At 70.1% G+C, this 19,817-nt stretch carries 20 protein-coding genes; 13 read left to right on the top strand and 7 right to left on the bottom strand.

Going from position 1 to position 19,817, the window contains the following annotated elements; genetic code table 11:
* Positions 1 to 78 precede the first annotated feature (78 nt).
* Genes mlaD through SLW55_RS18435 form a run of 4 tightly spaced genes read left to right on the top strand, consistent with a single transcriptional unit; the run spans position 79 to position 2,679 of the window.
* Positions 79 to 618, top strand: a complete 540-nt coding sequence (gene mlaD, locus SLW55_RS18450; RefSeq protein WP_017909944.1) for an outer membrane lipid asymmetry maintenance protein MlaD — start codon at positions 79 to 81, stop codon at positions 616 to 618.
* Complete coding sequence (locus tag SLW55_RS18445; RefSeq protein ID WP_017909943.1) at positions 615 to 1,283, top strand: ABC transporter substrate-binding protein; 669 nt, start codon at positions 615 to 617, stop codon at positions 1,281 to 1,283. Before mlaD ends, SLW55_RS18445 begins: the two co-directional genes overlap by 4 nt.
* Positions 1,273 to 1,590: an STAS domain-containing protein gene (locus SLW55_RS18440; RefSeq protein ID WP_320745524.1), complete on the top strand. Its 318-nt coding sequence runs from the start codon at positions 1,273 to 1,275 to the stop codon at positions 1,588 to 1,590. The genes SLW55_RS18445 and SLW55_RS18440 overlap by 11 nt, the downstream gene beginning before the upstream one ends.
* Before the next feature lie 3 nt (positions 1,591 to 1,593).
* A complete protein-coding gene (locus SLW55_RS18435; protein ID WP_267093233.1) occupies positions 1,594 to 2,679 on the top strand; it encodes a VacJ family lipoprotein in 1,086 nt (361 codons plus the stop codon).
* Between the two features lie 11 nt (positions 2,680 to 2,690).
* Here the strand turns inward: SLW55_RS18435 and SLW55_RS18430 are convergent, their stop codons facing one another.
* The 4 genes from SLW55_RS18430 to rmuC form a co-directional block, all read right to left on the bottom strand.
* Positions 2,691 to 2,981: a hypothetical protein gene (locus SLW55_RS18430; protein ID WP_320745523.1), complete on the bottom strand. Its 291-nt coding sequence runs from the start codon at positions 2,979 to 2,981 to the stop codon at positions 2,691 to 2,693.
* A 765-nt stretch (positions 2,982 to 3,746) separates the two neighbouring features.
* Positions 3,747 to 4,691, bottom strand: coding sequence for an IS481 family transposase (locus SLW55_RS18425; protein WP_320745522.1), 945 nt, complete (start codon positions 4,689 to 4,691; stop codon positions 3,747 to 3,749).
* A 142-nt stretch (positions 4,692 to 4,833) separates the two neighbouring features.
* The gene (locus tag SLW55_RS18420; RefSeq protein WP_320745521.1) at positions 4,834 to 5,376 is read right to left on the bottom strand and encodes a glutathione peroxidase; all 543 of its coding nucleotides are present in this window, start codon (positions 5,374 to 5,376) and stop codon (positions 4,834 to 4,836) included.
* 527 nt (positions 5,377 to 5,903) lie between these two features.
* Positions 5,904 to 7,493, bottom strand: coding sequence for a DNA recombination protein RmuC (rmuC, locus tag SLW55_RS18415; RefSeq protein ID WP_295966269.1), 1,590 nt, complete (start codon positions 7,491 to 7,493; stop codon positions 5,904 to 5,906).
* Between the two features lie 383 nt (positions 7,494 to 7,876).
* Here rmuC and SLW55_RS18410 point away from each other — a divergent pair, with 383 nt between their 5' ends.
* The 6 genes from SLW55_RS18410 (at position 7,877) to SLW55_RS18385 (ending at position 13,240) form a co-directional block, all read left to right on the top strand.
* Positions 7,877 to 8,203, top strand: coding sequence for a hypothetical protein (locus tag SLW55_RS18410; RefSeq protein ID WP_148827365.1), 327 nt, complete (start codon positions 7,877 to 7,879; stop codon positions 8,201 to 8,203).
* Positions 8,204 to 8,329: 126 nt separating this feature from the next.
* On the top strand, positions 8,330 to 9,058 hold the full coding sequence (locus tag SLW55_RS18405) for an MgtC/SapB family protein (protein ID WP_017912892.1): 729 nt from the start codon (positions 8,330 to 8,332) through the stop codon (positions 9,056 to 9,058).
* 42 nt (positions 9,059 to 9,100) lie between these two features.
* The gene (locus SLW55_RS18400; RefSeq protein ID WP_320745520.1) at positions 9,101 to 10,171 is read left to right on the top strand and encodes an ATP-binding protein; all 1,071 of its coding nucleotides are present in this window, start codon (positions 9,101 to 9,103) and stop codon (positions 10,169 to 10,171) included.
* On the top strand, positions 10,168 to 10,785 hold the full coding sequence (locus SLW55_RS18395; protein WP_017912890.1) for a response regulator: 618 nt from the start codon (positions 10,168 to 10,170) through the stop codon (positions 10,783 to 10,785). Before SLW55_RS18400 ends, SLW55_RS18395 begins: the two co-directional genes overlap by 4 nt.
* A gap of 287 nt (positions 10,786 to 11,072) precedes the next feature.
* On the top strand, positions 11,073 to 12,518 hold the full coding sequence (locus SLW55_RS18390) for an amino acid permease (protein WP_152237227.1): 1,446 nt from the start codon (positions 11,073 to 11,075) through the stop codon (positions 12,516 to 12,518).
* Positions 12,515 to 13,240, top strand: coding sequence for a DUF6882 domain-containing protein (locus tag SLW55_RS18385; protein WP_152239766.1), 726 nt, complete (start codon positions 12,515 to 12,517; stop codon positions 13,238 to 13,240). The genes SLW55_RS18390 and SLW55_RS18385 overlap by 4 nt, the downstream gene beginning before the upstream one ends.
* Before the next feature lie 45 nt (positions 13,241 to 13,285).
* Here the strand turns inward: SLW55_RS18385 and SLW55_RS18380 are convergent, their stop codons facing one another.
* From SLW55_RS18380 to SLW55_RS18370, 3 genes are all read right to left on the bottom strand, one after another.
* Positions 13,286 to 13,687 (bottom strand): DUF2628 domain-containing protein, encoded by a 402-nt coding sequence (locus tag SLW55_RS18380; protein ID WP_017909243.1) that lies wholly within the window; start codon positions 13,685 to 13,687, stop codon positions 13,286 to 13,288.
* Positions 13,688 to 14,245: 558 nt separating this feature from the next.
* Entirely contained in the window at positions 14,246 to 15,403 is a 1,158-nt protein-coding gene (locus tag SLW55_RS18375) for a glycerate kinase (RefSeq protein WP_320745519.1), read from the bottom strand.
* A gap of 87 nt (positions 15,404 to 15,490) precedes the next feature.
* Complete coding sequence (locus tag SLW55_RS18370) at positions 15,491 to 16,672, bottom strand: class I SAM-dependent rRNA methyltransferase (RefSeq protein ID WP_295911634.1); 1,182 nt, start codon at positions 16,670 to 16,672, stop codon at positions 15,491 to 15,493.
* A gap of 258 nt (positions 16,673 to 16,930) precedes the next feature.
* Between SLW55_RS18370 and SLW55_RS18365 the strand changes: the two genes are divergently transcribed.
* The 3 genes from SLW55_RS18365 to SLW55_RS18355 all read left to right on the top strand — a co-directional run bounded on the left by SLW55_RS18365 (position 16,931) and on the right by SLW55_RS18355 (position 19,801).
* Positions 16,931 to 17,884 (top strand): TerC family protein, encoded by a 954-nt coding sequence (locus tag SLW55_RS18365; RefSeq protein ID WP_017913055.1) that lies wholly within the window; start codon positions 16,931 to 16,933, stop codon positions 17,882 to 17,884.
* A 102-nt stretch (positions 17,885 to 17,986) separates the two neighbouring features.
* The gene (locus tag SLW55_RS18360) at positions 17,987 to 18,772 is read left to right on the top strand and encodes a rhomboid family intramembrane serine protease (protein ID WP_267098968.1); all 786 of its coding nucleotides are present in this window, start codon (positions 17,987 to 17,989) and stop codon (positions 18,770 to 18,772) included.
* A 198-nt stretch (positions 18,773 to 18,970) separates the two neighbouring features.
* Positions 18,971 to 19,801 (top strand): phosphatase PAP2 family protein, encoded by an 831-nt coding sequence (locus SLW55_RS18355; RefSeq protein WP_267098967.1) that lies wholly within the window; start codon positions 18,971 to 18,973, stop codon positions 19,799 to 19,801.
* The last annotated feature ends 16 nt before the right edge of the window (positions 19,802 to 19,817 follow it).

Genomic DNA, 19,817 nt, shown 5'->3' with positions numbered 1-19,817 from the left:
CGACGGCAGGCTCCGCGGCAACATCCCGGTCGCGGCACTGGCGCCGCGGCCACGCTGAATCAACAAGGTAGACACGTTATGGCTCTCCGTGGTCCCCGTCTCGAGTTCGCCGTCGGCGCCTTCCTGCTGCTGGGCCTGGCCTCGCTGCTGGTGCTGGCGCTGGCTTCCACCAACCGCCAGTGGGGCTTCGGCGGCCACCGCTACGATCTGGTCGCGCGCTTCTCGCAGATCGGCCAGCTGCGTGCGCAGGCGCCGGTGAAGATCGGCGGCGTCATCATCGGCCAGGTCGCCAAGATCGACCTGGACCCGACCAAGTTCGACTCGGTGGTGACCCTGTCCATCGACGACAAGTACAAGGACCTGCCGGCCGACACTTCGGCGGCGATCCTGACCAGCGGTCTGCTGGGCGAGAGCTATGTCGGCCTGCAGCCCGGCGGCGACCCCGACACGCTCAAGCCCGGCCAGGAAATCGCCTTCACCCAGCCGGCGGTGGACCTGATCCAGCTGGTCGGCAAGTACATGTTCGGCGGCGGCAGCGCCGGCGGCGACAAGAACGCAACACCCGCTGCCGCACCCTCTGCCGACCCCACCACGCCCGCAACGGAACCCAAGCCATGACGATCAAACTGCTTTCCGCCGCTCTCGCCGCCGCGCTGGCCGTGGCCGCGCCCTCCGCCGCCCTGGCCCAGGCCGCCGCGCCGGCCGCCGCCGCCACCCAGGCCGGTTCGGCCAGCAAGGTGGTGCTGGAGAACAGCACGCGCATCCTGACCACGCTGGAACAGCGCCGCAGCGAGTTCAAGAGCAACCCGACCGCGCTGCGCCAGTTCATCGACAGCGAGATGAACAAGTCCTTCGACCGCGACTACGCCGCCCGCCTGGTGCTGGGCGTGCACGGCCGCGGCGCCTCCGACGCCGACGTCAAGCTGTTCGGCGACGCGATGGCCGACAACCTGATGCAGCGCTACGGCACCTCGCTGCTGACCTTCGAAGGCAAGCCGCAGGTGCGGGTGAAGTCGGAAACCCCGCTGCCCGGCGGCCGCGGCGTCAAGGTCTCCACGGAACTGCTGCGCAGCGGCGGCGACCCGGTGCCGGTGGACTACCTGCTGCGCAACACCGGCGCGGGCTGGAAGATCTTCGACGTGATGGTGGAGGGCGTGTCCTACGTGCAGACCTTCCGCAACCAGTTCGACACCCCGCTGCGCAACAAGTCGATCCCCGAGGTTGCGGCCGAGCTGCGCAACGGCACGCTGCAGGCGGCACCGGCGGGCAACAGTGGCAAGTGATGCGCCGCAGCTGCGCCGCGACGGCGACACGCTCGCGCTGAGCGGCGTGCTCGACCGTACGGCGGCCACCGCGCTGTGGCCGGCAGCGCTGCGCGTGCTGCCGGGCGCACGCGCGCTGGACCTGCAGGCCGTCTCGCGGGTGGACAGCGCCGGCCTGGCGCTGCTCGCCGAACTTGCCGCGCGCCTGCGCGCCCAGGGCCAGGCCGAGGTCGCCATCCATGGCGCCCCGGCCGGCCTGACCGACCTGAGCGCCGCCTACCGGCTGGCCTCGACCCTGGACTTCCACTCTCCCCCTGCGGCGAGCTGACACATGAACGTGCTGCGTATCCTCACCTCCCTGACCCTGGCCGCCGCCCTGGGTGCCTGCGCTGGCGCGCCCAAGCGCACGCCACCGCCGCCGCCGCCGGTGGCACAGACCGCGCCGGCCGCCAGCGACAGCGCCGCGACTCCGGATGCGCACGCCGCGCCGGCGACCGCGGACAGCGCCACCGGCATGGACACCGGCGCCGCGCCGGCATCGGCAAGCGCGCCTGCGGCGATGCCGCCGGCGAGTGCTGCCCCGGGCGCCGGGTCGGCCAACGGCACGCCGACCTCGGCCGAGGACGACTACGCCGCGCTGTACGGCGGCGACCCGTACAACCCGGTCGCCGATCCGACCCTGCCGGAGGGCGTGCCTGCACCGCAGAGCTACGATCCGTGGGAGAAGTTCAACCGCAAGGTGCATGCCTTCAACAACGTGGTCGACCGTGGCGTGGCGCGGCCGCTGGCACGCGCCTACGTCAACGTGGTGCCGCGGCCGGTGCGGTTGGGCGTGACCAACTTCTTCGACAACCTCAGTTCGCCGCTGACCATGGTCAACCAGCTGCTGCAGGGCCGTCCGCTGCAGGCGGGGCAGACCCTGAGCCGGTTCCTGATCAACAGCACGCTGGGCATCGGCGGCATCTTCGACCCGGCCACCGACGCCAACCTGCCGCGGCGCAGCGAGGACTTCGGCCAGACCCTGGGTGTGTGGGGCTGGCGCCGCTCGCGTTACCTGGAACTGCCGTTGTTCGGCCCGCGCACGGTGCGCGATGCGTTCGGCCTGGTCGGCGACGCGCCGCTGTCGCCACTGCAGCAGATCGAGGAAGACCGAGTGCGCATCGGTCTGCAGGGCCTGCAGTTGGTCGACACGCGCGCGCAGTTGCTGTCGCTGGACAGTCTGCGCGACCAGGCGCCGGACGAGTACCAGCTGACCCGCGATGCGTGGCTGCAACGCCGCAACTATCAGATCGAGAGCGACATGCGCGGGCACAAGCGTCAGGACGACGATCTGCCGGCCTATCTGCGCGAGGAAGAGACCAATCCGACGGTGCCGGTGGATGCGATGCCGGTCCCGGAGTGGCGCGGCGGTCGCTGAGTCGCCTGCACTTAGGCAGCACAGAAAACCCCGGCTTCGGCCGGGTTTTTTGTGTCCGAAGTTTTTGCCGACATCGCCTGTGGGCGCAGCGCGATGTGCCGGATGAGCGCGCGGTTTGCAGTGGGTGATCGAGTGTCGCGGCGGACTACAGGGTGCAGCCGGCTTTGCTCCTGCTCCTGCTCCTGCTCCTGCTCCTGCTCCTGCTCCTGTTCCTGCTGTTGCTGTTGCTGTTGCAGTTGATTTACCGGGGTCCCCTCGGCGCGGCAGCCACGGCGGGGAAAAACCCGAAGGGCGGCGTACATGGATGTACGCCGTTCGCGGCAGGGGCAGGATGCCCCCTCCGCGAATCCCCGTCGTGGCTGCGAACCTGGAGCGCGAAGCGCGGAAGGCGCGCTGCGGGGTGTGCTTTCTTTTGGTTACTTTTCTTTGCACAAGCAAAGAAAAGTGACTCGCCGCAAGGCGAAAGCCTTTGCTGTTGCTTTCAAGCTTCCAAACGAAGCAACCACATCAACGACAACAGCAGAAGCAAAGCTTTCGCCCTTGCGGGCGAGTTACTTTTCTTTGCTCGCGCAAAGAAAAGGTAACCAAAAGAAAGCGCGCCCTGCCTCGCGCCCTCCGCGCTGCGCGCTCCGGGTCCGCGTCCATCACGGGGATCCGCGGAAGGGGCTTGGCTGCTTCGCAGCCAAGTCCGGGGCAGTCGCCTCACGGCGCCAGCCCGCCCGCCGGGGCGAAGCAGTGCTTCGCCTTTTTCCGGCGAGCCCTGCCCTGCCGCGGACGGCGTACATCCATGTACGCCGCCCTTCGGGTATTTCCCCGCGATGGCCGCCGCTTCGGAAGGGAACCCGGTAAATCAAAAGCCAGGGCAACAGCCAAAGCCAAAGCCAAAGCCAAACAACAGCTAATGCCAAGCAACAGCTAATGCCAAGCAACAGCCAAAGCAACGGCAACGGCAACGGCAACGGCAACGGTTTCGATGCTGCACGCCTTGCGTAGGAGCGGTTCAGCCGCAACAAGCGACGCCGGCCAACGAGGACATCGATCACCTCTCCGGCTCGTTCACCAACTACCTAGATGTGTAAACCCACTACGTTGTTCAGTGGAATTCGGGAGATGGGCGGCTTGTAGCCGAGGCTGGCGTGTGGTCGATGCCAGTTGTAGTGATGCAGCCAGCCGGGGAAGGCGTTGGCGCGTTGTGTGGAGTCGATATAGGAGCGCGCATAGGCCCATTCGCGCAGGCTGGTCTGCACCAGCCGCTCGGCCTTGCCATTGGTGCGTGGCGTATAGGGTCGGGTTCGCAGATGGCGCAAGCCGAGCCGTCGGACAAGGCGTCGGAAGCGGCGTGATGTGTAACAGGCGCCGTTGTCGGTCAACACGCGCTCCAAGCGCACGCCCAGGCTGCGGTAGTAGCGAACCGCCTGCATCAGGGCCCTGCAGGCACTGAGACCGCGCTCATCGGGCTCGATGGTGCCGAAGGCCACGCGGGAGTGATCGTCGATGGCCAGGTGGACGTACTCCCAGCCAATGCCACGGGAGGTGACCGTCCGATCATCGGTCACGCGGTGGCCGGGCTGGCGGAAACGGGCCAGCTTCTTGATGTCCAGATGCAGCAGTTGGCCGGGTTGGGCGTATTCATAGCGATTGTCCGGCAGCGCCGGTTCCAGCTCGGCCAGCCGGTGCAGGCCGGCGCGGCGCAGCAACCGGGCGATGGTGCTCGGCGCCACAGGCAGCTGCTCGGCGATCTGCCGATACGTGTGGCGTGAACGGCGCAGCGCGATGACCTGATCCACCACGCCCCGAGGCGTGGCATGGGGGCAGTCGTGAGGCCGGGAGGTGCGGTCGCTCAGCCCTTGCGCCCCCTCTTCCTTGAAGCGCTTGAGCCATTTGTAGGCCGTTCGGACGCTCACACCGGCCGCATGCGCCGCTTCTTCCACGCGCAGCCCATGAACAAGGATGCGATCCACCAGCAGGGCTCGACCGCGAGGGCTCAAACGGGCATGTTTATGCAGGTTCATCCGGGGCTCCTGGGGCTGGGTTGGCTTGGTAACCCCCATCTTCCAGAGATGCCCCGGATGAACAACCTACTGAGAGATCACACCTAGACGCCGAAACACACCTTCAGCTCGTCCAAGCACAGCCAGATGGCGCCGCGCGCCGTTACGCCAGCGCCGCGTCGATCGCCGCGCGCAGGCGCGGATCCTCGGCGGTAACGTCCGGAGCGAAGCGCGCGCGGACCTGGCCGTCCCGGCCGACCAGGAACTTCTCGAAATTCCACAGCACGCCCGGCGCCGGATTCGGCTCGATGCCGTAACCGGCCAGCTTCTCGCGCATCGGGCCCTCGCCCTCGGTCTGCGGCTGCGCGGCGATCAGCCCGCGGTACAGCGGATGCGTGTCCTCGCCGGTGACCGCGATCTTGGAGAACATCGGGAAGGTCACATCGTAGGTGAGCTGGCAGAACTGCTGGATCTCCGCCTCGCTGCCCGGCTCCTGGCCCTTGAAATCGTTGGCCGGGAAGCCCAGTACTTCCAGCCCCGCAGCCTGCTTCTCGCGGTACAGCGCTTCCAGACCCGCGTACTGCGCGGTGAGGCCGCACTTGGAGGCGACGTTGACGATCAGCAACACCTTGCCCTCGAACGCGGCGAGGGTGGCCGGCTGGCCGTCGATGCGGGTCAGCGGAATGGCGGTCAACGACTCGGACATGGGGCATTACCTCGATCGAAAGGGAGCGCCAGCATAGTCGCTGCCGGCGCAGCATGCGCAGCGCCGTGACCGCGTGACTCAGCGCACCGACAGCTAGCCTGTGCAGGCACGTAACACCCGCTTTTGCTGCGGATCATGTGATCCCGCAGGAGCGGCTTCAGCCGCGACAGCGCGTCCGCAACACCTGCTCGCGACTGCCGCAGAAGAAACAAGAGCCGCCACTACACATGTGCCTCTCGTCGTGATCGGCAGCGCGCGTATCGGCCAGCAGGCGAGCAGGCGAGCGGCCTGGAGACGACAACGCATCCGCGATGTCGAATCGCATCGACACTGCAGGCAAGACCAGGACACCCGCATGCTACGCCATCTGTACAGCGCGCGCGTACGAAGCGGCCGCCGCTGGCCCGTCCAGGTCGCGGCGTTGCATCCAATATGGCGCGTGCTGGTCGCACGCCATCCCGCGCCAACACAACCGCCACGACCAGTCATTCCACCTCGACACCCCAGCCGCCACGCACCGCAAGCCCTCACTCCCGGTCGTCGCCTGCCGCCTCTTCCGCCTCGGCATCGTCCAGCGGCAGCGACAGTTCCAGCAGCGGCGCGGCCTGCGCATCGGCCAGGGTCTCGACGCCGCGCAGGCGGCGTTCGATGGTGCGGGTCTTGCGGCTGGCCTCGCCCAGGCTCTTGCCGACGGTGCTGATCTGCTTCTCGGCCTTTTCCAGGATGCCGGCGAACTTGCCGAACTCGCTCTTCACCGCCGCCAGCACACCCCACACTTCGCTGGAGCGCTTTTCGATGGCGAGGGTGCGGAAGCCCATCTGCAGGCTGTTGAGCAGGGCGGTGATCGTGGTCGGACCGGCGACGACGATGCGGTGCTCGCGCTGCAGCAGGTCGGCCAGGCCGGGGCGGCGCAGGGTCTCGGCGTACAGGCCCTCGGTGGGCAGGAACATCACCGCGAAGTCGGTGGTGTGCGGCGGGGCGATGTACTTGTCGCAAATCGACTTGGCTTGCACCCGGATCGCGCGCTCCAGCTGCGCGCCCGTCGCCTGCACCAACTCCGGATCGCCCTGCTCCTGCGCGTCGAGCAGGCGCTCGTAGTCCTCGCGCGGGAACTTGGCGTCGATCGGCAGCCACACCGGCGTGTCCTCGTGGCCGCGGCCGGGCAGGCGCACCGCGAAATCGACCATCTCGTTGCGCTCCGGGCGCACCCGCACGCCGCGCGCGTACTGCTCCTGGGTCAGGGTCTGCTCGAGGATGTTCTCCAGCTGCACCTCGCCCCAGCCGCCGCGGTTCTTGACGTTGCTCAGCACGCGCTTGAGATCGCCGACGCCGGTGGCCAGCTGCTGCATCTCGCCCAGGCCGCGCTGGACCTGCTCGAGCCGTTCGGACACCAGCTTGAACGAGGCGTCCAGGCGCGTGTTGAGGGTGGTCTGCAGCTTTTCGTCGACGGTGCCGCGCATCTGCTCGAGCTTGGCCGCGTTGTCGGCCTGCAGTTCCTTCAACCGCTCCTCCAGGGTGGCGCGCATCTCGCCCAGGCGCTGCTCGTTGCGCTGGACCAGGTCGCTCAGGCGCTGGCCGAGCGTGTCGGCGAAGCGTTGCTGCGCGTCGGCGCCTTCCTGGCGGCCCTTGCGCGCATCCTCGATCAGGGCCTCGCGCAACGCGCCCAGCTGCGCGTCGATGCGCGCGATCAGCTCGGCCTGCTGCTGGCCGAACTGGGCCATGCGTGCGTCCTGCTGCTGGCCGAAGGCGTCGAGCTGGCCGCGGATCTCGACCAGGCGCTGGCTCAGCAGCTCGGCCATGCGCTGCTGTGCGGCGCCGGCCTCGACCCGGCCGCGCCGCGCGTCCTCGGTCAGCGCCTCGCGCAGCAGGTCCAGGCGCTGATCGGTGCGGGTGGATAGATCCGCCAGGTGGCGGGCGAAGCCTTCGCTGCGTGCGTCCTGCTGCCGCGCCAGGCTGTCGAGCTGCTCGCGCAGTTCGCCGCGACCGCTGCGCTGCTCCTCGCGCAGGGCCGCCTCCAGCGCGGCGTGGTTGCCCCGCCGCAGCAACACGGCCAGCAACAGGGCGATGACGGCACACAACAGGCCGGCGAGGATCAGGAAATGGGCATCGTTCTGCATGCGGCCAGTGTAGCCGGCCGCGTCTCAATCGCTGCGCCACGCGCCGGCAGGCGGACCAGACCGGATATACCTTGGTATCGCCGTCATGGCCTCATGCAGGCTGGTGCACACCTGGGCCGCATGCCAAGCTTTGCGCCACCCGCTCCTGGCCCGGCCAGTGGGCGGTACCGCGGCATCCGACCGCGCCAGACCATCGCGCTCCGCGCGATCCGTTCCCCTGATACCGGAGGCGAGCATGGACCCCGATCCGCATCGACGCGGCATCAGCGCCGCATTCCCCCGCCGTTCCCCTCGCCTGGTCGCTGCCCGGCGCTGAGCCGGAAGACGCACGCCGCGCACACGCTGCGACGTCCTTGCCGGCCACGCGCCGCAAGGAGGTCGTCATGTTCCTGTTCTCGCTGTTCTCCCGCCGTTTCCGCCTGCAGCGCGGCCTGCAGCGCGCGCTGCGCGCCGCGGTCGCCATGCGCCGCACCGAAGCGCTGCGCCATCTGCTCGCCGCCCACGGCGCACGCGCCTTCGCGCTGGCGCTTTCCGCGCAGTCGCCGCGGGTGATGGCCGATGCGCTGTCGCTGCTGTCCGTCGCCGACCGCATCCGGGTCCGCGCGCGCTTGCCGCATGCGGCGCAGCGGCGCCTGCACGACGCCGGGGCGAACGCCCCGGCCGCGCACTGGCTGCATGCCGCGCTGGCGTGGTGGCCCGGGGTACGCTGACACCCGCGCGCCTGCCGCCACGGTGTCGAATGCCATCTCGCCGCGGCATCATCGGCCCCCGTCCCCGCCCACTCCCTTCCCCGGAGCCGCCATGCTCGCTCCCCTCGCCTACCGGAACGCGCCCTGATGGAAGCCCTGCGCCTGTTCAATCTCGGCTCGCTGCTCGACACCCTGGTCAGCCTCACCGCCGCCTTCGTGCTCGGCGCGATCATCGGCTTCGAGCGCCAGGTGCGTCAGCGCACCGCCGGGCTGCGCACCAACACCCTGGTCGCGGTCGGCGCGGCGATCTTCGTCTCGCTCGGCGACCGCCTGTTCGAGATCCACGGCGGCACCCAGGGTGCGGTGCAGGTGGTGGCCTACGTGGTCTCGGGCATCGGCTTCCTCGGCGCCGGCGCGATCATGAAGGAGGGCGCCAACGTCACCGGGCTCAACACCGCGGCGACGTTGTGGGGGTCGGGCGCGGTCGGCGCCTGCGCCGGTGCCGGGCTGGTCGCCGAGGCGGTGCTGGCGGCCATGTTCGTGCTGCTCAGCAATACCCTGCTGCGGCCGATGGTGAACCGCATCAACCGGCATCCGCTGAAGGAATCCTCGCTGGAAGCCACCTACATGTTCTATGCGATCTGCGCGCGCGAGGTGCACGGCGACGTGCGCGAGCGGCTGATCGAACTGCTGGAGGAGGCGCACTACCCGGCGCGCGAGGTCGAGCAGCATCCGTTCGGGCAGAAGGACGTGGAGATCGCCGCCACCCTGTACGCCACCGCGGTGCGTGCCGAGGAACTGGATGCGGTGGTGCAGCGCCTGGAGGGCGAACCGGGTGTACAACAGGCGTTCTGGAACGCCGGCGCCGAAGCCTGAGCCAGTCATGCCTATCCCCGTCACTCCCACGCCACGCCGCCGATGATCGCCTGGTTCAAGCCGCTGCCGCCGCATCGCCGCCTGCTCGGCCTGGCCGCGCTGGGCCTGGCGCTGGGTGCGATCTTCGTCGCCGACACGGTCACCGACTACGCGGTGGCGGCGGCGCTGTTCTACACCGTGGCGATCCTCGGCGCGGTGCGCTTGCTGGCCCCGGCCGGGCTGGGCGTGCTGGCGGGCATCTGCGTGGTGCTGGTCGTGCTCAGCTTCCATCTCACGCATGCCGGGGCCTACCACGTCGGCGTGATCAACTCGGCGATCAGCATCGTGGTGGTGGCGGTCACCGCCTCCATCGCGGTGCGCATGGAGCGGGCCAAGGCCGCCGCGCACGCGGCGCAGGCGCAGTTGCTGCGGCTGGCGCGGGTACGCAGCCTGGGCAGCCTGACCGCGTCGATCGCGCACGAGGTCAACCAGCCGCTGGCGGCCATCGTCACCAGCGGCAACGCCTGCCAGCGCTGGCTCGACCAGCAGCCGCCGAACCTGGACAAGGCGCGTGCGGCGCTGGCGCGCATCCTCGCCGACGCCGAGCGTGCCGGCGAGGTGATCGCGCGGGTGCGCAGCCTGACCCGGGGCGAGGCGCCGCAGCAGCGCGCCTTCGACCTCAATGCCGCGGTGGCCGAGGTACTGGCGCTGTCGCAGGGCGAACTGGAACGCAGCGCGGTCAGCGTGCACACCGAACTGTCGGCGCTGCTGCCGCCGGTGTCGGCCGACCCGGTGCAGATCCAGCAGGTGATCGGCAACCTGCTGCTCAACGCGATCGAGGCGATGGCCGCCACGCCGCCGGCGCAGCGTGCGCTGCGCATCGTCACCGAGCGCGAGGACGCGCGTTCGGTGCGGCTGAGCGTGGCCGACAGCGGCGAAGGCCTGTCCGCGCAGGCACAGGCGCATCTGTTCGATGCGTTCTGGACCACCAAGCAGGGCGGCATCGGCATCGGCCTGAGCATCAGCCGCAGCATCGTCGAGGCCGGCGGCGGGCGCATCTGGGCCGAACCCGGGCGGCCGCGCGGCGCGGTGTTCTGCGTGTGCCTGCCCACCGCCGGCGGAGCCACGCTATGAATGACGCGACCGCACGCCCGGTGGTGTACCTGATCGACGACGACGCCTCGATCCGCGCCGCGCTGGAAGACCTGTTCGCCTCGGTGGACCTGCAGGTGCACGCCTTCGCCTCGACCCGCGACTTCCTGGCGCATCCGCGCGCCGACGCGCCGAGCTGCCTGGTGCTGGACATCCGCATGCCCGGGCAGAGCGGCATGGACTTCCACCGCAACATGCACGAGGCCGGGCTGGCGCTGCCGACTATCTTCATCACCGGCCACGGCGACATCCCGATGAGCGTGGAAGCGATGAAGAACGGCGCGATCGAGTTCCTGACCAAGCCGTTCCGCGACCAGGACCTGCTCGATGCGATCGGCCAGGGCATCGCCCGCGACCGCGCGCGGCGCGCCGCCGATGCGGCGCAGGCGGAACTGCAGGCGCGCTGGGCGCGGCTGAGCGCCGGCGAACGCGAGGTCGTGGAGCTGGTGGTGCAGGGCCTGTTGAACAAGCAGGTGGCGGCGCGGCTGCAGCTCAGCGAGATCACGGTGAAGGTGCGCCGCGGCAATGCGATGCGCAAGCTGGAGGTCGGTTCGCTGGCCGAGCTGGTGCGGCTGGCGGAGCGGCTGGGGCGGTAGGTCGGTTGCGAGAACCCACGATTGCCGGACGCGGCGGAACAGGTCCTGACGCACCGGTATTCCGTAGAAGCGGCTTCAGCCGCGACGGGCTTTCCCGATGACGTCCGTCGCGGCTGAAGCCGCTGCTACGAGACAGAGAGAGAGAGCGGTCTCCGCTCGATAAAGCCGGACTTGCGCTTCGCATCGACCTCCACAAGCGCCGTGCCATACCGCGCCGCAGGCATAGCTTTGCTGCACCGCATTCGGCGACACTGCCGGGCTTGTCACTTCCGCACCCCGAGGCCCGCATGTCGTTCCTGTTCCGGCGCAAGTCGCTCGACCTGGTCACCGTCCACGAGGCCGGCCGCCGGCTGGTGCCCTCGCTGAGCTGGCCGCATCTGGTGGCGCTGGGCATCGGCGCGATCGTCGGCACCGGCATCTACACCTTGATCGGCGTCGGCGCACAGCTGGCCGGGCCCGCGGTGCTGGTGTCGTTCGCGGTGGCCGGGGCGATCTGCGCCTGCGCCGCGCTGGCCTATGCGGAGATGGCGACGATGATGCCGGCCGCCGGCAGCGCCTACACCTACAGCTACGTCGCGCTGGGCGAAGCGATCGCCTGGGTGGTGGGCTGGAGCCTGATCCTGGAGTACTCGCTGGTGGTCAGCACGGTGGCGGTGGGCTGGTCCGGCTACTTCGTCGGCTTCCTGCACTGGGCCAGTGCGCAGACCGGCATGGATCTGAACCTGCCGGCGGCGCTGACCGCGGGGCCGCATGCCGGCGGCATCGTCAACCTGCCGGCGGTGCTGATCACCTTCGCCGTGGCCGGCCTGCTGATGGCCGGCACCAAGGAGAGCGCCACGCTCAACGCGGTGCTGGTGGTGCTGAAGCTGATCGCCCTGGGCATCTTCGTGGCAGTGGCGCTGCCGGCGTTCCAGAGCGCCAATCTGCACCCGTTCATGCCCTACGGTTTCCCCAAGACGGTCGGCGCCGACGGCGTCGCGCACGGGGTCATGGCGGCGGCGGCGATCATCTTCTTCGCCTTCTACGGCTTCGATGCGATCTCCACCGCCGCCGAGGAAACCAAGAACCCCAAGCGCGACCTGGCGATCGGCATCGTCGGTTCGATGATCGGCTGCACCCTGATCTACATCCTGGTGGCGCTGGCCGCGGTCGGCGCGATGCGCTACGACGTGTTCGGCGCCAGCGCCGAGCCGCTGGCGCTGATCCTGCGCGAACTCGGCCACGGCAAGGCGGCGGCGGCGATCGGCGTGGTCGCGGTGATCGCGCTGCCCACCGTGCTGCTGGCCTTCCTGTACGGGCAGAGCCGGATCTTCTTCGTGATGTCGCGCGACGGCCTGCTGCCGCGCGGGCTGTCCAAGGTCAACGCGCGTACCGGCACCCCGGTGGCGACCACGCTGTTCACCGCGGTGCTGGTGGCGGCGCTGGCCGGCGTGGCGCGGCTGGACGAGATCGCCGCGCTGGCCAATGCCGGCACCCTGGCCGCCTTCATCGCCGTGGCCGCGTGCATGCTGGTCCTGCGCCGCCGCGAACCCGGCCGCGCCCGCACCTTCCGCACGCCGCTGGCGTGGCTGGTCGGGCCGCTGGCGATCGGCGGCTGCCTGTACCTGTTCTGGAGCCTGCCGGATACCACGAAGATCTGGTTCGGGCTGTGGAACGCGCTGGGCGTGGTCGCCTACCTGCTGTACGGCCGCCGCAACAGCCTGCTGCAGCGCGCGCCGCAGACGCCGCGATGAGCCCGGCGTTCCAGGCAGCGCTGGCACGGCACATCGGCAGCGCCTACGCCCGCCAGCTGGCGCTGGCCGACGTGCTGGCCGAGCGTCGCTGGCAAATGGACCTGGGCGAAGGCCAGGTGTACTTCGGCGAGGACCTGCAGTTCCCGATTCAATTGCTGGGCACCGCCGCAGAAGCCAGCGCCAGCTGGCTGTGGGCCTGGGCCAACACCGCCAGCAACCTGCCACCGGCCCTGCTGGCCGATGCCAATGCGCTACGTGCGCACGGCGAGCGCGAGGGCATCGCCGAACTGGCCGCGCCGTCCTCGGCGCTGGGCGAGGACGGCGGCCACCAGATCGCCCTGCTCGCCGGTGCCCTGCGCGGGCGCTGCTACTACCGCGCGCCGTACGACGGCGGCGCGCTGTTCTTCCTGCTCGAGGACGTACCGGCCGCGGTCTTCGCGCCGTGCGACGACGCCCGCGTGCTGCGCCTGCTCGGCGAATTGCCGATGCAGTTCGAACTCGACCACCGGGCCATGACCGACGGCTTCCTGGCCGATCAGGGCTATGCCCTGCAGCGCGACGCCGCGCAGACCGTGGCGACGCGCGGCAACACCCGCATCGTCCTGGCATTCGATGCGCAGGCGCGGCTGACCGGCATTCAGGGCCAGCTGGCCCCGGCGCAGGCCGCGGCGGTCACGCCGAAGCCGGCACCGGCCTGGCAGTTCTGGAAGCGCAAGCGTTGAGCGCAGCGGCGGCGTGTCGCACGTGCGCGCCGCCGTGCCCGACGCTTACCACCAACGCAGGCCTTCGAACGGGTTCCAGCTGACGCTGCCCTTGCGCTGGTCCAGGTAGTAGGCGTAGTTGGCGGCCATGCCGACCAGCAGCGAGTAGGCGATGCCCAGGCCGCGGCCGATCGCCTCGGGGAGGAACGCCGCGACCACAGCCAGCGCCAGCCAGATGCCGATCAACCCCAGCGCCTTGCGCCACATGCCGAGGATGAAGAAGTAGATGAAGCCGAAGAACAGGGCGAAGAAGTTCATGTTGATCTTCAACCGTTCCATGAACGGCAGTGCCTTGAACGCGGCCTTGTACTCGGGCGTGGACGGGGCGCCGTAACGGTCGAAGAAGTCGAAGCGGAACTGCCACTTCGGGCTGAGCGGCGCACGTTGCGGGAGATTGGGGGTTTCCATGGCGTTAGAATCCGTGTTGTAAACGTTTTCAGTTTACCTGAACGGGGCAGCGCGCGCCAAATGGGCGCGGCTGCCGCACCAGTTTGGTGCGGGCCTGGAGAGTTGGGATTGGGGATTCGGGATTGGTCGCAGCGGGCGGGCGCCGACGTCAGGCCTGGCTTGGGGACGGGCTTCCCTGCCAGCATTGCGGAGACCGACAGTCGTCGCGTCGGGACTGAAGTCCCTCCCACAGGGCTTGCCTGCACGTGGCGCATCCGCTGCGACATACCCATATGTGGGAGCGGCTTCAGCCGCGACGCGCGGGGCAGCCGCCTCGCGGGGTCTGCGGTAACCACCGGTCATCGGGTCCGGACTGAAATCCCTCCCACAGGGCTTGCCTGCACGTGGCGCATCCGCTGGCAGCATTTCCACATGTGGGAGCGGCTTCAGCCGCGACGCGCGGGGGAACGGCCTCGCGGGGTCCTGCGGTAACCACCAGTCACCGCGTCGGGACTGAAGTCCCTCCCACACAGGATTCCAAACGCCGCGGCTGCAGCGCGCCGCCAAAGCCGAGCGCCGCTATTGCGCCCGGGAGCCGCCGAGTCGCTGGCCCAGGGCGATCGCCGCGGCCACGTTGCGCGCGGCCTGGCGCAGGGCGTCGGCGGCGTCGGCCAGCGCGGCCTCGCGCGTGGACACGCGTTGCACCGCGCCGAACAGCGCGTCGATCCCCTGCGCCTGCAGATCCGCCGCGCCCTCGCCCAGACCGCCGGCGATGGCCAGCACCGGCACGCCGTGGCGCCGGGCGATGCGGGCGAGGCCGACCGGCACCTTGCCCTGCGCGCTCTGCCCGTCCAGGCGGCCTTCGCCGGTGACCAGCAGATCGGCGCCGGCCAGGTGCGCTTCCAGCCCCAGCGCCTGCGCGACGATCTCCACGCCCGGCCGCAGCCGCGCGCCGAGGAAGGCGAGCAGGGCCGCGCCGATACCGCCGCCCGCGCCGGCGCCGGGCAGTTGCGCCACTGCCACGCCCAAGGTGCGTTCGATCGCCTCGGCGTAGTGCCGCAACCCGGCATCGAGCTGCGCGACCATCGCCGGCGTGGCGCCCTTCTGCGGCCCGAACACCGCCGAGGCGCCGCTCGGCCCGGTCAGCGGGTTGTCGACATCGCAGGCGACTTCGATGGTGCACTCGCGCAGTAGCGGGTCCAGCCCGTCCAGGTCGATGCGCGCCAGCGCGCCCAGCGCCGCGCCGCCGGCGGCCAGGTCGCGGCTGTGCGCGTCCAGCAGGCGCACGCCCAGCGCCTGCATCATGCCGGCGCCGCCGTCGTTGCTGGCGCTGCCGCCGATACCGATCAGCAGCCGGCGCGCACCGGCATCCAGCGCGGCCAGGATCAGTTCGCCGACGCCGCGGGTGCCGGTCAGGCATGGATCGCGCTGTTGCGGCGGCACCAGCATCAGCCCGCTGGCCGCGGCCATCTCGATCAGGGCGGTGCCGCCGTCCTCGCTCAGGCCGAACTGCGCGGCGACCGGCGCGCCCAGCGGCCCGGTCACGGTGCAGGCGACCCAGCGCCCACCGCCAGCGGCGACCAGCGCGTCCACCGTGCCCTCGCCGCCGTCGGCGAACGGCAGCAGCACGTACTGCGCCTCCGGGAACACGCTGCGGAAGCCGGCCGCGATCTGCGCGGCCGCCTCCGCCGCGGACAGGCTTTCCTTGAACGCGTCCGGGGCGATGACGATCTTCATGCAGCGGCGGCGTCGATCGCCGGCCTGCGCGCCCGGATCAGGCCGTCACGCAGGCATCGCGGGTCGGCCTTGCGCATGCGCGGCGCGCTAGTCCAGCACGCGGCAGAACACCGCCTTGAGGTAGCGCGATTCCTGCACGTGGGCCATGAACGGGTGGTCGGCGCCGGCGCCGGCCACCTTCAGGATCTGGATGGTGCGGCCGGAGAAATAGGCGGCGCGGCGCAGCATGTCCAGGAACTCGTGCTCGGCGACCAGGCCGGTGCAGGAGAAGGTGGCGAACAGGCCGCCCGGAGCGACCACGCCCAGCGCCAGCTTGTTCATGTCCAGATACTTCTTCAGCGCCGGGATCACCTGGTCGCGGTCGCGGGTCATCTTGGCCGGGTCCAGGATCACCACGTCGTACTGGTCGCCGCGGGCAGCGGCATCGCGCAGGTACGGGAAGATGTCGGCCTGCACGAACTTGGGCCGCACGTCGTTGAGGCGAGCGTTGCCCTTGGCGATCTCGATCACGTCCTCGTCGATGTCCACGCCGACCACCTCGGTGGCGCCGCGGACCTTGGCGTAGACCGCGAAGCCGCCGGTGTTGCAGCACAGGTCGAGCACGCGCTTGCCCTCCACCTGCTGGCTCAGCCACTGCCGGTTCTCGCGCTGGTCGGCGAAGAAGCCGGTCTTGTGCGCGCCGGCCGGGTCGGCGCGGAAGCGCACGCCGTACTCGCTGATGATCGCCGGCTCCGGGCGCTCGCCGCTGCTGGACACCGGCCGGTAGTCGAAGCTCTCCTGCTTCTGCACGTGCTCCTCGGCGAAGCTGTAGAAGCGCGCGCCAGGGAACTGCGTGCGCAGCGCGGCGTAGATCCACTCGCGGTGGCGGAACATGCCGGCGCTGAAGAACTCCACCACCAGCAGGTCGCCGTAGCGGTCCACCACCAGGCCGGACAGGCCGTCGCCCTCGGCATGCACCACGCGCCAGGCATCGCTGACCGCGTCCAGCTTGAGCACGTCACGGCGCAGCGACACCGCCTCGGCGATCTTGCGCGCGAACCAGGACTCATCGACCGCGATGTCGGGGTGGGTCTCGAGGATGCGCACGGCGATGCGCGAGTGGCCGTTGTAGAAGCCGCGGCCGATCCAGTCGCCGTCCACCCCGACCACGTCCACCAGCGCGCCCGGCTTGGGCCTGGCGGCGGGTTTTTCGACCAGTTTCTGGAAGATCCAAGGATGGCTGGAGCGCCAGGCGTTCTTGAGACGGACTACGGGCAGGGGACTATTCATGAACGCCATTGTAGCCGCCCCGATTGACGGCACCGCCGGCAGCCGCAAGAATGCGCGAAGAAGGGGAGTAGCTCCCGACGTTGTCGCCGTCAATTCGAGCCTGCGGGCTCCGGTGCAACGGCAGCCGGTGCATCGGCTGCGAGCGAGACCTTCGCCGCTGTGGCGAAGGCACCCTCTGGACGACATCCGTCGTCTCCGTCCGGAACGCCTCCGCCACCGCGGCCCCGAGGTTCCCTGTTCACTGACGGAAAATTCCCAATGGAAACGATAGGCAACGTGTGGTTGTGGAGCGGTTTCGCGATCGTGGTGGTCGTGGCGCTGCTGGCGGACCTGGTGCTGATGCGCCACGGCGGTCCGCACAAGGTCACCTTCAAGGAAGCGCTGTGGTGGAGCATCGGCTGGATCGCGCTGGCGCTGGCATTCAACGCCGGCCTGTGGTGGTACCTGCGCGAGACCATCGACGTGGCCACCGGCAACCGCCTCGGCCTTGAGTTCCTGACCGGCTACCTGGTCGAGAAGTCGCTGGCGGTCGACAACATCTTCGTGTTCCTGATGATCATGAGCTACTTCGCGGTGCCGGAGGAGCAGCGCCAGCGCGTGCTGGTGATCGGCGTGCTCGGCGCGATCGTGCTGCGCGCGGTGATGATCTTCGCCGGCTCGGTGCTGCTGACCAAGTTCCACTGGCTGCTGTACGTGTTCGGCGCGTTCCTGCTGCTGACCGGCATCAAGATGTGGTTCTCGGCGGGCAAGGAGCCGGACCTGGAGGCCAACCCGGTGCTGCGCTTCATGCGCAAGCATCTGCGCCTGACGCCGCAGTACCACGGCAACGCGCTGAGCGTGACCCAGGAAGGCAAGCGCTGGTTCACTCCGCTGTTCGCGGTGCTGATGCTGATCGCGATCACCGACGTGATCTTCGCGGTGGACAGCATTCCGGCGATCTTCGCGATCACCACCGACCCGTTCATCGTGCTGACCTCCAACGTGTTCGCGGTGCTGGGCCTGCGCGCGATGTTCTTCCTGCTGGCGGGCATGGCCGACCGCTTCCACCTGCTGCCCTACGGCCTGGCGATCGTGCTGGTGTTCATCGGCACCAAGATGCTGATCATCGACCTGTACAAGATCCCGGTGCTGGTGTCGCTGCTGGCGGTGGCGGTGGTGATCGGCGCCACCGTGGTGCTGAGCCTGCTGCGCCCGGCCAAGCCGGCGCACTGACCCGGCGCGGGCGCCGCGGCCGCGGATTGTCCCGCGGCCGCGGCCAGTCCCTCCCATCGGCGGCGCCTTGCCTTGGACGCCCGGCGCCGCCATCCAGGGAGCATGGACACCTCTTCGCTCCCCTCGCCCACGCCCGAACCCGATGCGCAGGGCCGCTTCGACCGCGCGCGGATCCTGCGTGCGTTCAATGCCAGCCTGGCCTTCGTGGCGGTGCTGGTGGCGGTGTTCGCCAGCCAGGGCCTGTTCGACTGGCGGCCCTGGGCGGTCGCGCCGCACACGGCCGCCGGCCTGCTCGGCGTGCTGACCGCACCGCTGCTGCACGGCTCGCTGGAGCATCTGGGGGCCAACGCCGGCGCCCTGCTGATCCTGGGCACCCTGGCCGGCAGCGTGTATCCGCGCGCCACCCTGGCCGGGCTGCCCTTGCTGTGGCTGGGCTCGGGCCTGGGCGCCTGGTGGCTCGGCGATCCCGGCAGCCATCACCTGGGCGCCAGCGGCGTCGCTCACGGCCTGCTGTTCCTGGTGTTCGTGCTGGCCTTGCTGCGCCGCGACCGCGCCGCGATCGCCGCCAGCATGATCGCCTTCCTGTTCTACGGCGGCATGCTGGTGACGGTGCTGCCGCACGAGGATGGGGTGTCCTGGCAATCGCACCTGGGCGGCGCGGTGGGCGGCGTGGTCGCCGCGCTGCTGCTGCGCCATCGCGATCCGCTGCCACCGCGCAAGCGCTACAGCTGGGAGGACGAGGAGGACACCGACGAGATCCTCGCCGCCGACGACGAACTGGAACCGCCGCCGCCGACCCAGGTGCCGGTGCTGTGGCAGCCACCGCCGGCGCCGCCGCGCGGGGTCGTGCTGCGCTTCCCGCCGCGCGAGGAGCGTGACGGGGGCTGAGGCGGGAACAGTGCTTCCAGAAATACGCAAACCTGCTTCCGTGGGAGCGGCTTCAGCCGCGACGGGCCTTCCCGGTCACGCCCGTCGCGGCTGAAGCCGCTCCTCTCCGCAGTCGCGCGCCGCGGCATGCCGCCTCGGGCGACCCGTCGCTGCATCGCACCGTACACTGACCGATCCGCCATCGCTGTCCGAGTCCGCATGTCCGTGTCGCCCGCCTGCCGTGTCCGCTCCGCCGCCGCCGTGCTGGCGCTCGCCCTGGCCGCGTGCAGCGGCCCCGCGTTGCGTGCGCCGGCACCTGTCCCGGCCAAGGCGGTGGGCTATCTGCCGGCCGCGGCGGTGCCGGACAGCCTGCAGCTGCTGCCGGCGCCCCCGGCGGCCGACTCGCCCGGCGACGCGCTGGACCTGGGAGTCAACCGCGAGGCGCTGGCCCTGCGCGGCAGCGCGCGCTGGCAGCAGGCCGCGCGCGATGCCGACCTGAGCTTCCCGAACGGCGCCGGCCAGTTCGCCTGCGCGCTGGGCGTGGCGATCGATGCGCAGCACACCCCGCATCTGTACACCTTGCTGGAGCGCAGCCGCATCGACGCCAGTGCCGCCACCAAGGCGGCCAAGCGCCGGTACCAGCGCGCGCGGCCGTTCCTGCGCAACGCGCAGGCGGTGTGCACCCCGGGCGATCTCGACGACCTGCGCCAGAGCGGCTCCTATCCGTCAGGACACAGCGCCATCGGCTGGGCCTGGGCGCTGATCCTGAGCGAGATCGCGCCCGAGCGCGCGACCGCGCTGATCGCGCGTGGCCGCAACTACGGCGAGAGCCGGCTGGTGTGCAACGTGCATTGGCAGAGCGACGTGCTCGCCGGCCGCTTCATGGGCGCGGCCACGGTGGCGCGGCTGCACGACGACCCGACCTTCAGCGCCGATCTGGCCGCGGCGCGCGGCGAGATCGCCGCCGCCCGCGCGGCCGGGCGGATGCCGGCAGGCGACTGCACCGCGGAGAACGCGGTTCTGCAGGTGCGCCCGGCAAGCGCGCTGTAAGGCGACCGCCGCACGC

This window comes from Xanthomonas sp. LF06-19 (assembly GCF_034105425.1).
Classification (GTDB): domain Bacteria; phylum Pseudomonadota; class Gammaproteobacteria; order Xanthomonadales; family Xanthomonadaceae; genus Xanthomonas_A; species Xanthomonas_A sontii.
This window is presented reverse-complemented; position numbering and strand designations above follow the sequence as displayed.

Excerpts from the sequence above, each read along its gene's own strand:
- mlaD (WP_017909944.1), top strand. The coding sequence starts at position 79 with ATGGCTCTCCGTGGTCCCCGTCTCGAGTTCGCCGTCGGCGCCTTCCTG.
- SLW55_RS18445 (WP_017909943.1), top strand. The coding sequence starts at position 615 with ATGACGATCAAACTGCTTTCCGCCGCTCTCGCCGCCGCGCTGGCCGTG.
- SLW55_RS18435 (WP_267093233.1), top strand. The coding sequence starts at position 1,594 with ATGAACGTGCTGCGTATCCTCACCTCCCTGACCCTGGCCGCCGCCCTG.
- SLW55_RS18430 (WP_320745523.1), bottom strand. The coding sequence starts at position 2,981 with ATGTACGCCGCCCTTCGGGTTTTTCCCCGCCGTGGCTGCCGCGCCGAG.
- SLW55_RS18425 (WP_320745522.1), bottom strand. The coding sequence starts at position 4,691 with ATGAACCTGCATAAACATGCCCGTTTGAGCCCTCGCGGTCGAGCCCTG.
- SLW55_RS18420 (WP_320745521.1), bottom strand. The coding sequence starts at position 5,376 with ATGTCCGAGTCGTTGACCGCCATTCCGCTGACCCGCATCGACGGCCAG.
- rmuC (WP_295966269.1), bottom strand. The coding sequence starts at position 7,493 with ATGCAGAACGATGCCCATTTCCTGATCCTCGCCGGCCTGTTGTGTGCC.
- SLW55_RS18410 (WP_148827365.1), top strand. The coding sequence starts at position 7,877 with ATGTTCCTGTTCTCGCTGTTCTCCCGCCGTTTCCGCCTGCAGCGCGGC.
- SLW55_RS18405 (WP_017912892.1), top strand. The coding sequence starts at position 8,330 with ATGGAAGCCCTGCGCCTGTTCAATCTCGGCTCGCTGCTCGACACCCTG.
- SLW55_RS18400 (WP_320745520.1), top strand. The coding sequence starts at position 9,101 with ATGATCGCCTGGTTCAAGCCGCTGCCGCCGCATCGCCGCCTGCTCGGC.
- SLW55_RS18395 (WP_017912890.1), top strand. The coding sequence starts at position 10,168 with ATGAATGACGCGACCGCACGCCCGGTGGTGTACCTGATCGACGACGAC.
- SLW55_RS18390 (WP_152237227.1), top strand. The coding sequence starts at position 11,073 with ATGTCGTTCCTGTTCCGGCGCAAGTCGCTCGACCTGGTCACCGTCCAC.
- SLW55_RS18385 (WP_152239766.1), top strand. The coding sequence starts at position 12,515 with ATGAGCCCGGCGTTCCAGGCAGCGCTGGCACGGCACATCGGCAGCGCC.
- SLW55_RS18380 (WP_017909243.1), bottom strand. The coding sequence starts at position 13,687 with ATGGAAACCCCCAATCTCCCGCAACGTGCGCCGCTCAGCCCGAAGTGG.
- SLW55_RS18375 (WP_320745519.1), bottom strand. The coding sequence starts at position 15,403 with ATGAAGATCGTCATCGCCCCGGACGCGTTCAAGGAAAGCCTGTCCGCG.
- SLW55_RS18370 (WP_295911634.1), bottom strand. The coding sequence starts at position 16,672 with ATGAATAGTCCCCTGCCCGTAGTCCGTCTCAAGAACGCCTGGCGCTCC.
- SLW55_RS18365 (WP_017913055.1), top strand. The coding sequence starts at position 16,931 with ATGGAAACGATAGGCAACGTGTGGTTGTGGAGCGGTTTCGCGATCGTG.
- SLW55_RS18360 (WP_267098968.1), top strand. The coding sequence starts at position 17,987 with ATGGACACCTCTTCGCTCCCCTCGCCCACGCCCGAACCCGATGCGCAG.
- SLW55_RS18355 (WP_267098967.1), top strand. The coding sequence starts at position 18,971 with ATGTCCGTGTCGCCCGCCTGCCGTGTCCGCTCCGCCGCCGCCGTGCTG.